Origin of the sequence: Paenibacillus spongiae, from assembly GCF_024734895.1 — a bacterium.
Lineage (GTDB): Bacteria > Bacillota > Bacilli > Paenibacillales > Paenibacillaceae > Paenibacillus_Z > Paenibacillus_Z spongiae.
Map to the genome: position 1 here is coordinate 2305709 of NZ_CP091430.1, position 13430 is coordinate 2319138.

Sequence of the window (13430 nt, forward strand, 5' to 3'; positions counted from 1 at the left end):
TTTCTGCGACCTGCCGAGCGGCTATTCCCTTGAGGAATGCGGCCGGGAAGATCGCCTTGCCGGAGGGAATGGCCTGACGATGAGCGAGGAGACGAAAGATTTAAGTGCTTTGCGGCGTTCGATGGACATGTTGGACCGCCGTCTGATCAAGATCGCCGAAGAGATGGAACGCTCGCTAATGGCGGATTACGTCAATTTGCTTAACCGTCCCTGGTCGCTTATTTGGCGCAATCTGTTGGCAGGTACTGCAAAAGGCGTCGGTATTGCCATCGGGTTTACCTTCTTCGCCGCAACGATCCTCTACGTGCTTCAGCTGCTGGGTGCTTTGAATTTGCCCATTATCGGCGATTATATTGCAGATATTGTCCGGATCGTTCAGCACCAGCTGGAGTTCAAGGGTTATTAATTGTACCCGTCCGCGGCATCGTCATCCGATTCCAGCCCATTGTCGCCTTCCGATTGCTGAATATAGTCGTAATAGGCACGGTTTCGGATGACGCTGACTGTGGTTCCGGTAATATCCGTTGCCAGGAAGCTTTCGATCGCTTCGGTGTAACCGTCGGGATCGTCGTATTCGATGCCGACGGCTTCATAGGAGTCGACGTCCGTATTTTCCGACATGGCCGGCGAATCGGAATTGCCCCAGCTCTCGACGATCTGCCAGGCGTCTTCGCCGTCGAAGCCGTTATAACCTTCCTCTTCATCCAAGCTTGAACGGCCGAAGGGAGGGGCAAGAAATTTTTCTTCCACGGGACGCCGTTCCGAGATATCCTGTCTCGGCGAATGATCCAGGCAGTACAGTGTGTCCGGCAGTGCCTCCAGCCGTTCGGGAGGAATCGCCTTCCCGCATGTGAGACAATGGCCGTATTCGCCGTTGTCCATTGCATCCAGAGCAGAATCGATTCGGCTCAGCCGTAAGTCTTCATGCTCCAATAAGGCGATATCTTTGCCGCGTTCGTATGTCTCCGTCGCCATATCGCCGGGATGGTTATCGATCGCGGACAGCTCGCCGGACCCTTCCCGCTGAGAGCTGCCAAGGCCATAATGATCGCTCCCTGTCAGCCGCCGTTCGATATCGGACTTCTCCGCTTCAAGCCGGCTGCGCAGCTTGCGAAGCTCTTGTTCGGTCAAGTTTGTCATTGGAGCAGGTCCCTTCCTTCTATGCATTAATGAATACCGATGCCGTTAGTGTGGGCTCCTTCGGCCGATTTTACAAAGCGTACGGCACGCATGTTCAAGGCAGCGGTTGCTTATATTGCTAACCGGTGTAACTGTTAACGGTTCTGCCATGGGATTCGCTGGTCAAGAAAATGGCGGATGTGCTACAATGTTTGGGATGAAGGGAAGTGATGAGTTGCGGTTTTATTACTATTGGATCGCATTATTTGTATTCGCTATCGATTACGTCACCAAGAAAATCGTTGAAACCCAGATGGAACTTTACCAGGAAATAGAAATTCTGGGCGGCTTCTTCGTCATTACGTCGCACCGGAACAAAGGAGCGGCCTTCGGCATTCTTCAGGAGCAGACGACGTTCTTTATCATCATCACGCTCCTCGTGGTAACCGGGATTGTCTGGTATATCCAGAAAAACCGCATAACGGGCAGTCGCATGCTGCTCATCGGACTCGGTCTTGTACTGGGCGGCGCCTTCGGAAATTTCCTGGATCGGGCGCTGTACGGCGAAGTCGTAGACTTTCTGCAATTTACATTCGGCAGTTACGTGTACCCGATCTTCAACCTGGCCGATTCCGGTATCGTCTGCGGCGTTGCTTTGATTTTGATCGACTCGCTTCGATCGATTAAGAACGAGAACGGAGAAAAGAATGGATCAACTGGACAAGGACAAGAAGGGCAGCAGCCTCAGCAGCCTGCGCAATAATAATGAAGATTCGCTCGCGTTCATCGTCGACCCGGGTCAGGCCGGCGAACGTTTGGACAAGTATGTAACGGATAGCATGGAGGACGGTTCGTTCTCCAGGACGCAAATTCAGGATTGGATTAAAGCGGCTGCGGTACTCGTGAACGGGAAGCCTGCTAAAGCCAATTATAAGCTCGCTGAGAACGACATCGTCGACGTGGCCGTTCCTGATCCGGAGCAAGCTGTTATCGAGCCCGAAAACATTCCGCTCGACATCGCCTACGAGGACGCGGATGTCATCGTCATCAATAAGCCGAGGGGGATGGTCGTACATCCGGCGGCAGGACATGCTTCGGGCACGGTCGTGAATGCGCTGATGTATCATTGCCGGGACTTGTCCGGAATCAATGGGGTCATGAGGCCCGGTATCGTTCACCGGATCGACAAGGACACATCCGGGCTTCTCATGGCGGCGAAGAACGATCTTGCCCATGCTTCTCTGGCGGAACAGCTCAAAGCGCATACGGTAACGCGGAAGTATCTGGCGCTTGTTCATGGGAACATGCCGCATGATCACGGAACCGTCGATGCGCCGATCGGCCGCGACCCGAATGACCGGAAGCTGTTCACCGTTACGGAGCGCGGCAGCAAGCATGCGGTAACGCATTTTGCCGTTGTGGAGCGGCTGGGCGACTATACGCTTCTGGAGCTTAAGCTGGAAACGGGACGTACCCACCAAATCCGGGTGCATATGAAATATATCGGCCATCCGCTTGCGGGCGATCCGATGTATGGCCGCAGCAAGACGATCGGCATGAAAGGACAGGCGCTGCATGCGGCTGTACTTGGCTTCGATCATCCGAGAACCTGCGAATATATGGAGTTTGAAGCGCCGATCCCCTCAGATATGGCTCATGAATTGACGATTCTGCAGCAGCGCTGATTGCCTCAATAAACGTTGAGTCGGCATTTTTGGGCTTTGGGGTAACCGAATAGGAAGGCAACTTAATGAAGATGGTGAAAAGTGCAAACTTTTCACCATTTTCTTTATTAAGCTCGCCGGTCAACTACGCTATGATTATGGCAACTGTTGAACCATAAATATCATCGTTCCGAAAGGTGAGTGTATGTTCGAATGACACAAATCAACCCCAACTATACAAATTTGCAAGGAAGCTATCTGTTCTCGGAAATTGCCAAGCGCAGGACGAAATTCATGCAGGAAAATCCCGCTGCCCAGATGATCAGCCTCGGAATCGGCGATGTAACGCGGGGACTTCCCGATGCGGTTATCCAAGCGATGCATAAAGCGGTGGACGAGCTCGCCGATCCCGGCACGTTCCGGGGCTACGGTCCTGAGCAGGGCTATGATTTTCTCATTCAAGCGATTATCGACAACGACTACAAAGCTCGCGGCATCGACGTCCAGACGAATGAAGTCTTCGTCAGCGACGGTTCTAAATGCGATGTCGGGAACATTCAAGAAATATTCAGCCAAGATGCAGTGGTGGCCGTACAGGATCCGGTGTATCCGGTCTATGTGGACACCAACGTCATGGCAGGCCGTTCCGGCACATTCAATGCGGAGCGGAACCAGTATGAGAACATTGTGTACCTTCCTTGCCGTGCGGAGAATAACTTCACGCCGAGCCTCCCGGACCGGAAGGTGGATCTGATCTACCTGTGCTATCCGAACAACCCGACCGGCATGACGCTCTCCAAGGAAGAATTGAAGCGTTGGGTTGATTACGCGAAGGCCAATGATTGCATCATTCTGTACGACTCCGCCTACGAAGCCTTCATTCAGGAGAAGGATGTACCGCGCAGCATTTACGAAATCGAAGGGGCCAAGGAAGTGGCGATCGAATTCCGCAGCTTCTCGAAGACGGCAGGTTTTACCGGGTTGCGCTGCGCGTACACGGTCGTCCCTCGTGAACTGAAAGCGAAGGATGAGAGCGGCAATGCCGTATTGGTCAACGACCTGTGGAACCGCAGGCACTCGACGAAGTTTAACGGCGTTTCTTACGTGACGCAGCGCGGGGCGGAGGCGATCTTCTCGCCGGAAGGCAAAGTGCAAATCGCATCGGTCATCGATTATTACATGACCAACGCGGGTATTATCCGTGACGGCCTGGCTTCCCTTGGCCTGCAGGTATACGGCGGCGTGAATGCGCCGTACATTTGGCTGAAAACGCCGCAAGGCCTGGATTCCTGGGCATTCTTCGACAAGCTGCTGTCCGAAGCTAATATCGTAGGAACCCCGGGAGTCGGATTCGGCCAGAGCGGCCAAGGCTATTTCCGTCTTACGGCCTTCGGCAGCCGAGAGAATACCGAGAAAGCAGTAGAGCGCTTCACCAAGCTTAGTCTGTAATTCCGACAAAATTCACCTTCCGTGGTCTTGACATCAATTGTCGAACGTGGGATAATTCTTGTTAATGAACTCAGTACCTTTAACACAGTCCAGAGAGGCTGGCAAGGTAGCGTGAATAGTTGAACTTCAGGCAGTTTGGGGAGAAGACCGTTTGAGCAGCAGCTGCTCAAATTAGACTTGTCACCATAACGGCTCTCGGTTCATGTACTCGCACTCCTTGCGCATCCCGCAGGGAGTTTTTTTTATGGCTTCGGAGCAACCGGTAACTTTAAGGAGGCGGAGAACGCATATGAAGGAAGGCCGTATCATCATGGACGAAACGGCGATCCGTCGGGCACTCACGCGAATCGCGCATGAAATTGTCGAAAAGAATAAAGGAATAGAAGGGTGCGTGCTGATCGGTATCCGAACGCGGGGAATCTACATCGCGGAAAGAATCGCGGACCGCATTCGCGAAATCGAAGGTTTGCCGGTGGAAGTTAACGAGCTGGACATTACGCTGTACCGCGATGACCGGGGCAAGGATTCGGGTGCCGCTAAGGACGACGGCAGGCAGAAGCTGAACGTACAGGACAAACGCGTTATCCTGTTCGATGACGTGCTCTACACCGGGCGGACGATCCGGGCCGCGATGGACGCCTTGATGGACTGCGGCAGGCCGCAATCGATTCAGCTGGCTGTCCTGGTGGACCGCGGACACCGCGAGCTTCCGATCCGGCCGGATTACGTCGGCAAGAACGTGCCGACCTCCAAACAGGAACAAATCATATTATCGCTGCTCGAAGTGGACGATGAGGATAAAGTAACGATAATCCATTAAGGGGGCAGATGAATATGGCGACTATCACGACTTTGAAACAACGGAGCCTGCTCGGACTGAAAGATCTCGACAAAGAAGAGATCGTTTCGATACTGGACCGCGCGGCATACTGGGAAGGGCAGGCGGACAAAGTGCAGCCGGTCATTCCCGGCAAATTCGTTGCCAACATGTTTTTTGAGAACAGCACGCGAACGCGCTTCTCGTTCGAGGTAGCCGAGAAACGGCTGGGGGCCGAGGTGCTCAATTTCTCGGCAGCCGTATCGAGCGTACAGAAGGGCGAATCGATATACGATACGGTTCGGACGCTGGAATCGATGGGAATCGATGTGGGGGTAATCCGGTTGAAACCGATCGGCGTACTCGCCGAGCTGGCGACGAAAATCAAAGTGCCGCTCATCAATGCGGGAGACGGCAACAATGAGCATCCAACGCAGGCGCTGCTCGACTTGTATACGATGCGCAAACATTTTGGCGAGCTGAAAGGGCTGACGGTTTCCATCATCGGCGACGTTCTGCACAGCCGAGTAGCGCGGTCAAACCTGTATGCGCTGCGGAAATTCGGCGTCAACGTCAAATTTTGCGCTCCGGGCAACATGGCTTCTGCGGATTTGGACGCGCCTTACGTCTCGATAGACGAAGCGCTTCAATCGGATGTGGTCATGATGCTGCGCGTGCAGCTGGAACGGCATGAGCATGGAATCATCAAGTCAGCCGAGGATTACCGGGAACATTACGGTCTTACGGTTGAGCGGGCCAAACGTCTTGCGCCGCATGCCATTATTATGCACCCGGCCCCGATCAACCGCGGCGTGGAAATCGACGATGAGCTGGTAGAGCATCCGCAATCGCGCATTTTTCCGCAGATGCAGAACGGCGTTCCGATTCGAATGGCCGTTATCGAGCGCGCGCTCAGCTAAAGAGATCATATATGACCGGATAGAGCCGGAGGTTGGGATAGCGAAAGGAGATTGACATTATGGCATTATGGATTTTGAATGGCAAGCTGTGGGACGAATCGGCGGGAAGCCTAGCAACCAAGCATATACAAGTTGGCGATGGCGTCATACAGGCGATTGTGGACGGTGAAGGCGGTCTTCCGGAAACGGCAGGACATGATACGGTCGATGCAGCCGGAAAGCTGGTGTCCGCAGGGTTTATCGATATGCACGTCCATCTTCGCGAGCCCGGCTTCGAATATAAAGAAGATATTGCGAGCGGCACGCGTTCCGCTGCCAAAGGCGGGTTCACGACCATCGCCTGCATGCCTAACACGCGCCCCGTGGCGGATACGCCCGATACGATCCGGTACATACTGGACAAAGCGGCGGCCGAGGGCGTTGTGAAGGTGCTGCCTTATGCAGCCATTACGAAGAACGAGCTCGGACGCGAGCTGACGGATTTCGCCGCATTGAAGGAAGCCGGCGCGATCGGATATACGGACGACGGCGTAGGCGTTCAGAATGCGCAGATGATGAAGGATGCCATGAAACTGGCCAAGTCCCTCGGCATGCCGGTCATCGCCCATTGCGAGGACGACTCGCTGGTCAAAGGAGCTTGGGCGTCCGAAGGGAAGTTTGCGCAGAAGCACGGGTTAAAGGGAATACCGAATGAGTCCGAGGCCATCCATGTCGGCCGCGACATTCTCCTCTCGGAAGCGACAGGCGTTCACTACCACGTCTGCCACGTCAGCACGGAGCAATCGGTCCGGCTCATCCGGATGGCGAAGCAAATCGGAATCAACGTGACGGCAGAGGTTTGCCCGCATCACTTGATTTTGTCGGATGAAGATATTCCGGGATTTGACGCCAATTGGAAAATGAACCCTCCGCTGCGGACGCCGCGCGATGTTCAGGCGGTTATCGAAGGCCTGGAGGACGGCACGCTCGATATGGTCGTCACCGACCACGCGCCGCATAGTGCGGAGGAGAAAGCGCGCGGCGTGGATCTGGCGCCGTTCGGCATCGTCGGCTTCGAAACGGCGTTTCCGCTCCTGTACACGAAGTTCGTACGGACCGGGAAGTGGACGCTCGGGTTTCTGCTGAAGCGGATGACCGAGGATCCGGCTCGCGTATTCGGCCTTGCGCAAGGCAGTATCGCCGTCGGCAAGCCTGCGGATCTGACCATCGTCGACCTGGAAGGCGAGCGCGAGGTGAAGCCGGAGACGTTCTTATCCAAAGGGACGAACACGCCGTTCGGCGGGTGGAAGCTGTATGGCTGGCCGGTATTCACGGTAGTTAACGGCAACGTCGTCTGGTCAGAGTAATAAGAGACGAATGACAATCATCAAGCTATCGCAGAAAACGGAATAACGCTTCCGAAGTGATTGTTCTGCTTGCCTGAATGTTTAATGAACGTAAGTTATGGCAGAAAACGGGGCGAACGCTTCCGAAATAAGTTTTCTGCTCTCATAGAAGTCAATGCTAGTCAGTTACCGCAGAAAACGGAGTAACGCTCCCGAATTGAGTTTTCTGCTTGCCTGGAAGTTTACGAACGTATGTTATCGCAGAAAACTTTTACAAGGAGTGAGACGGATGCAAGCAAGATTGTTGTTGGAAGACGGAACGTTGTTCACGGGCCTCGCTTTTGGTGCGGAAGGGCAGTCGAACGGTGAGGTGGTGTTCAACACCGGCATTACGGGCTACCAGGAGGTGCTCTCCGACCCGTCGTATTGCGGACAGATCGTAACGATGACCTACCCGCTGATCGGGAACTACGGCATTACACGGGATGATTTCGAGTCGGTACGCCCGTTTATTCACGGCTTTGTCGTACGCCGTCACGAGCCGGTGCCAAGCAACTGGCGCGCGGAATATACGCTGGACCGGCTGCTGAAGGAATACGGCATTATCGGAATCAGCGATATCGATACCCGCATGCTGACCCGTATTCTTCGCCATCACGGTACGATGAAAGGCATTCTGACAACGGGAGCGGAGCGTGTGGAAGAGCTGCAAGAAAGGCTCTCGGCATCGCCGCTCATGCGCGATCAAGTTGCCCGCACATCGACGCCTAGCATCTTCTCCAGCCCGGGCGAACGCGAACGCATCGTTCTCGTCGACTACGGCGCGAAGAGCGGCATCCTGCGCGATCTGACGAAACGCGGCTGCGATGTTGTCGTCGTCCCTCATGATACGACGGCTGAACAAATTCGCCGCTTGAATCCGGACGGCATTCAGCTCTCCAACGGCCCCGGGGATCCGAAGGATGTTCCGCATGCCGTGAAGATGATCCAAGAGCTGCTTGGCGAATATCCGATCTTCGGAATCTGCCTTGGCCATCAGCTGTTCGCCCTCGCTTGCGGCGCCGACACGTCGAAGCTGAAATTCGGCCACCGCGGAGGCAATCACCCGGTGAAGGAATTGAAGACGAATCGCTGTTACATCACCTCGCAGAACCATGGCTACACGGTTCTGGAGGACTCGGTCAAGAACACGAAGCTGGAAGTTACGCATATCAACAATAACGACCGTACGATTGAAGGGCTGAAGCATACCGAATATCCGGCCTTCTCGGTGCAGTACCACCCGGAAGCGGCGCCCGGACCTTTCGATTCGAGCTACCTGTTCGACGAGTTCCTGGAGATGATCCGCGAACACAAGAAGAATAACCCGCAGAAACCGCGGCAAGCCCAGCTTGCAGAGTCATTGAGAGGAGAGCTGCAGTATGCCCAGAAATAATGAACTGAAAAAAATTCTCGTGATCGGCTCCGGCCCGATCGTTATCGGACAAGCAGCGGAGTTCGACTACGCAGGAACGCAAGCATGCCAAGCCTTGAAGGAAGAAGGCTATGAGGTCGTCCTCATCAACAGCAATCCGGCCACGATTATGACCGATACGAACATGGCCGACAAAGTATACATCGAGCCGATTACGCTCGATTTCGTCACTCAAATTATCCGCCAGGAGCGTCCGGACGGCTTGCTGCCGACGCTTGGCGGGCAAACCGGCCTGAATATGGCCGTTGAGCTGGCGCGTGCCGGAGTGCTCGAGCGGGAGAATGTCAAATTGCTGGGCACGCAACTGTCCGCCATCGAAAAAGCGGAGGACCGCGATTTGTTCCGCGACCTGATGCGCGAGCTGGAGCAGCCCGTACCGGAGAGCGTTATTGTCACCAACGTGGAAGAAGCGGTCGATTTCGCCAATGAGATCGGCTACCCGATCATCGTTCGTCCCGCCTATACGCTTGGAGGAACAGGCGGCGGCATATGTACGAACGAAGAAGAACTGCTTGAGATCGTCGCATCGGGTATCCGTTACAGCCCGATCAGCCAATGCCTGATCGAGAAATCGATCGCCGGCATGAAGGAAGTCGAATATGAAGTCATGCGCGATGCGAACGATAACTGTATCGTCGTCTGCAACATGGAGAACTTCGATCCGGTCGGCGTTCATACCGGCGACTCGATCGTCGTGGCGCCGAGCCAGACGCTGTCCGACAGAGAGTACCAAATGCTCCGCTCGGCATCGCTGAAGATCATTCGCGCATTGAATATCGAAGGCGGCTGTAACGTACAGTTCGCACTTGATCCGCACAGCTATCAATACTATGTCATCGAAGTTAATCCGCGGGTCAGCCGCTCATCGGCACTCGCCTCCAAGGCAACGGGCTACCCGATTGCGAAGATGGCGGCCAAGATCGCTACCGGCTATACGCTGGATGAGATCGTCAACCCGGTAACCGGGCAAACCTATGCATGCTTCGAGCCAACGCTGGACTACATCGTATCGAAGATTCCGCGCTGGCCGTTCGATAAATTTACTTCCGCTAACCGGAAGCTGGGTACGCAGATGAAAGCAACAGGGGAAGTCATGGCAATCGGCCGCACCTTCGAGGAATCCATTCATAAAGCGGTCCGCTCGCTGGAGATTGGCGCCCACCGGCTTTATCTGAAGGAAGCAGCTTCATTGGATGAGGAAACGCTTCGCAACCGTCTGCAGAAGCCGGACGACGAGCGGATGTTCCTGGTCGCAGAAGCCTTCCGCCGCGGCTATCAGCTGCAGGACATTCAAGATTTGACGAGCATCGACTGGTGGTTCCTCGAAAAAATCGAAGGTATCGTCCGGTTTGAAGATGAGCTTCGCCGCTCTGCAGCTCTGACGGGCGAATTGCTCTACAGCGCGAAACGCAAAGGCTTCTCCGACCGTTCCATCGCCGAAATTCGTCAGGAAGGCGGTCATTCCACGCTGATCAATGAGCATGATATTCGTGCGCTGCGTCTGGAGCAAGGCCTGAAGCCGGTATACAAGATGGTTGATACTTGCGCTGCCGAGTTCGAAGCGACGACGCCTTACTACTACTCCACTTACGAGACGGAGAACGAAGTAACCGAGACAACGAAGGAGAAAGTGCTCGTGCTCGGCTCGGGCCCGATCCGCATCGGCCAAGGCATCGAGTTCGACTACTCGACGGTTCACGCGGTATGGGCGATTCAGAACGCGGGGTACGAAGCGGTTATTATCAACAATAACCCGGAAACCGTATCGACCGACTTCTCGACTTCCGATCGTCTGTACTTCGAGCCGCTCTTCTTCGAAGACGTGATGAACGTCATCGAGCAGGAGAAGCCAATCGGCGTTATCGTTCAGTTCGGCGGCCAAACGGCGATCAACCTGGCTGCGCCGCTTACGAAAGCCGGCGTTCGCATTCTCGGCTCGGACCTGGAGAGCATCGATGCGGCAGAAGACCGCAAAAAATTCGAGGCGCTGCTGCGTAAGCTCGAAATTGCTCAGCCGAAAGGCAAAACGGTGACCTCGGTAGGCGAAGCGGTCGAGACGGCGCAAAGCCTGGGCTATCCGGTTCTTGTCCGTCCGTCGTACGTCCTTGGCGGCCGCGCGATGGAAATCGTCTACTCCGACGATGAGCTTCTGACCTATATGGAGCAGGCCGTGAAGATCAATCCGGAGCATCCGGTACTGATCGACCGCTACATGCTCGGCAAAGAAGCGGAAGTCGACGCGATTTGCGACGGCGAGACGGTGCTCATCCCGGGCATCATGGAGCATGTCGAGCGCGCGGGCGTTCACTCGGGCGACTCCATCGCGGTCTATCCGCCGCAATCGCTGTCGGATGAGCTGAAGCAGCAGATGGTCGACATCACCATCAGGATCGCGAAGGAACTGAGAGTAATAGGCCTGGTCAATATCCAGTTCGTCATCTTCCAGGACCAGGTGTATGTCATCGAGGTTAACCCGCGTTCGTCGCGTACCGTGCCGTTCCTTAGCAAAGTAACGAACATTCCGATGGCAAACCTGGCGACGAAGGCCATTCTCGGTACGAAGCTGGCATCGCTCGGCTACTCGGAAGGCCTATGGCCGGAAGACGAATATGTCTCCGTCAAGGTACCGGTATTCTCGTTCGCGAAGCTGCGCCGCGTTGACCCGACGCTGACGCCGGAGATGAAATCGACCGGTGAAGTTATGGGCCGCGATATGCAGTATGCGAAGGCGCTCTACAAAGGTCTGGTCGGCGCGGGTATGCGCATTCCGCCAACCGGCGCAATCATTGCAACGGTAGCCGATAAAGACAAGCCGGAAGCGCTCGAAATTCTGCGCGGCTTCTACGAGCTCGGCTACAACATTATCGCCACGGGCGGAACGGCTGACTCGCTTGAAGAAGCCGGATTGCGCGTGAAGCGCGTGAACAAGCTGAGCGAAGGCTCGCCGAACATTCTGGATCTCATTCGCGACGGTCAAGCTCACTTCGTGGTCAACACGCTGACGAAGGGCAAGACGCCTGAACGGGATGGCTTCCGGATTCGCCGCGAAGCGGTTGAGAACGGCGTCGTATGTATGACTTCGCTGGACACGGTCCGCGCGCTGCTCAACATGCTGGTAACGATCAACTTCTCTTCGCGTCCGATGCCGGTCCAGCAGTAGAAGTAACCTATGAAGCGCTGATCTAGCCTTAACCGGCTGCGAAAGCCTGCCCACAAGCAGGCTTTCGCCATGTATAAATAAGCAACGAAATTTAGGAGGCGTTAGGATGGACAACCTGACGAGGGAAGCGGCGGCAGGCCGTATTATGGTCGCGCTGGATTATCCGGAAGCTGCTGCTGCCGAAGCGCTGCTTGGCGCACTGCAAGGAATTCCCTGCTACATGAAAGTCGGCATGCAGCTGTTCTATGCGGCTGGTCCGGCATTCGTGGCAGGGCTGAAGGAGCAGGGCTATAACGTATTCCTCGACCTGAAGATGCATGATATTCCAAACACCGTTAAAGGCGGCGCGAGCAGTATAACGAAACTGGGCGTGGATATGTTTAACGTACATGCAGCCGGGGGCCTTCGCATGATGGAGTCGGCACTGGAAGGGGTAGAAGCGGTTCTTCCTGCCGGAGCGAAGAGGCCGGCCGTCATAGCCGTTACCCAATTGACGAGCACCAGTCAAGCCGTGCTGAATGAGGAAATCGGAATAAGCGGTTCGACCGAAGCAGCCGTCCTCCGTTATGCGGCGCTCGCCAAGCAAGCCGGCCTGGATGGTGTCGTCGCCTCGCCTCAGGAAGTGCAAGTCATTAAAGCGGCATGCGGGAGCGCCTTCCAGACGGTAACGCCCGGCATCCGGCCCGCCGGCGCGGATGCGGGCGACCAGTCGCGAATTATGACTCCGCGTCAAGCTCTTATGCAAGGCACCGATTACATGGTCATCGGAAGACCGATTACCGCTTCCGCGGATCCCAGATCGGCATTGGAATCAATCATTGAGGAGCTGATATAAGATGAGTATACCGACACTAGCGCAATTGCCGCACGAAATCGCTGCAGGATTGTTGAAGATCGGAGCCGTTGCGCTGCGTCCGAACGAGCCGTTCACGTGGACGTCCGGATTGAAATCGCCGATCTATTGCGATAACCGTCTTACGATGTCTTATCCGGAAATTCGCGAGCTGATCGCAGAGGGCTTCGCCGCCGTGATCAGGGAGCGTCATCCTGACTGCGAAGCCGTTGCAGGCATTGCAACCGGCGGCATTCCCCATGCAGCTTGGGTGGCGCAGAAGCTGAATCTGCCGATGCTGTATGTGCGGGATAAAGCAAAAGGACATGGCAAGACGAATCAAATCGAAGGCCACTTTACGAAAGGACAGAAGGTGGTCCTCATCGAGGATTTGATTTCGACCGGCGGCAGCTCGCTGAAAGCGGCCGTCGCTGTTCGTGAAGCCGGATGCGAGGTTCAAGGCGTCGTGGCCATCTTCACGTATCAGTTCCCGCATGCAGCCGCGGCATTCGCCGAGGAAGGTATTCCGCTGGATACGCTGTCCAACTATACGGCGCTTATTGAAACCGCCGTACAGCAGGGCGTTGTCAAAAGCGAGGACGTTGCGCTGCTGCAATCCTGGCGCGAGAATCCGCAGGCATTCGGCGTGTAAGTGATCTATATATAATGC

12 protein-coding genes are annotated in these 13430 nt (G+C 55.3%); 11 read left to right on the top strand and 1 reads right to left on the bottom strand.

The genetic code is table 11. The features are described 5' to 3' along the window. Positions 1 to 127 precede the first annotated feature (127 nt). Positions 128 to 406 (top strand): DUF5665 domain-containing protein, encoded by a 279-nt coding sequence (locus L1F29_RS10535; RefSeq protein WP_373876535.1) that lies wholly within the window; start codon positions 128 to 130, stop codon positions 404 to 406. Here the strand turns inward: L1F29_RS10535 and L1F29_RS10540 are convergent. Next, positions 403 to 1140: a TraR/DksA C4-type zinc finger protein gene (locus L1F29_RS10540; protein WP_258388270.1), complete on the bottom strand. Its 738-nt coding sequence runs from the start codon at positions 1138 to 1140 to the stop codon at positions 403 to 405. The genes L1F29_RS10535 and L1F29_RS10540 overlap by 4 nt on opposite strands. A gap of 196 nt (positions 1141 to 1336) precedes the next feature. Between L1F29_RS10540 and lspA the strand changes: the two genes are divergently transcribed. The 10 genes from lspA to pyrE all read left to right on the top strand — a co-directional run bounded on the left by lspA (position 1337) and on the right by pyrE (position 13412). Next, positions 1337 to 1882, top strand: a complete 546-nt coding sequence (gene lspA, locus L1F29_RS10545; RefSeq protein WP_258389661.1) for a signal peptidase II — start codon at positions 1337 to 1339, stop codon at positions 1880 to 1882. Then, entirely contained in the window at positions 1827 to 2804 is a 978-nt protein-coding gene (locus L1F29_RS10550) for an RluA family pseudouridine synthase (RefSeq protein ID WP_258388271.1), read from the top strand. The genes lspA and L1F29_RS10550 overlap by 56 nt, the downstream gene beginning before the upstream one ends. Before the next feature lie 192 nt (positions 2805 to 2996). Then, positions 2997 to 4232, top strand: a complete 1236-nt coding sequence (locus L1F29_RS10555; RefSeq protein ID WP_258388272.1) for an LL-diaminopimelate aminotransferase — start codon at positions 2997 to 2999, stop codon at positions 4230 to 4232. A gap of 289 nt (positions 4233 to 4521) precedes the next feature. Further along, complete coding sequence (pyrR, locus tag L1F29_RS10560) at positions 4522 to 5052, top strand: bifunctional pyr operon transcriptional regulator/uracil phosphoribosyltransferase PyrR (protein WP_258388273.1); 531 nt, start codon at positions 4522 to 4524, stop codon at positions 5050 to 5052. A 14-nt stretch (positions 5053 to 5066) separates the two neighbouring features. Beyond that, positions 5067 to 5969, top strand: a complete 903-nt coding sequence (locus L1F29_RS10565; RefSeq protein ID WP_258388274.1) for an aspartate carbamoyltransferase catalytic subunit — start codon at positions 5067 to 5069, stop codon at positions 5967 to 5969. Between the two features lie 59 nt (positions 5970 to 6028). Further along, positions 6029 to 7315 (top strand): dihydroorotase, encoded by a 1287-nt coding sequence (gene pyrC, locus L1F29_RS10570; protein WP_258388275.1) that lies wholly within the window; start codon positions 6029 to 6031, stop codon positions 7313 to 7315. A gap of 268 nt (positions 7316 to 7583) precedes the next feature. After that, complete coding sequence (locus L1F29_RS10575) at positions 7584 to 8729, top strand: carbamoyl phosphate synthase small subunit (protein WP_258388276.1); 1146 nt, start codon at positions 7584 to 7586, stop codon at positions 8727 to 8729. Further along, entirely contained in the window at positions 8716 to 11928 is a 3213-nt protein-coding gene (carB, locus tag L1F29_RS10580) for a carbamoyl-phosphate synthase large subunit (protein ID WP_258388277.1), read from the top strand. The genes L1F29_RS10575 and carB overlap by 14 nt, the downstream gene beginning before the upstream one ends. A gap of 106 nt (positions 11929 to 12034) precedes the next feature. Continuing rightward, positions 12035 to 12763, top strand: a complete 729-nt coding sequence (pyrF, locus tag L1F29_RS10585; protein ID WP_258388278.1) for an orotidine-5'-phosphate decarboxylase — start codon at positions 12035 to 12037, stop codon at positions 12761 to 12763. Position 12764: 1 nt separating this feature from the next. Next, entirely contained in the window at positions 12765 to 13412 is a 648-nt protein-coding gene (pyrE, locus tag L1F29_RS10590; protein WP_309252392.1) for an orotate phosphoribosyltransferase, read from the top strand. Positions 13413 to 13430 lie beyond the last annotated feature (18 nt).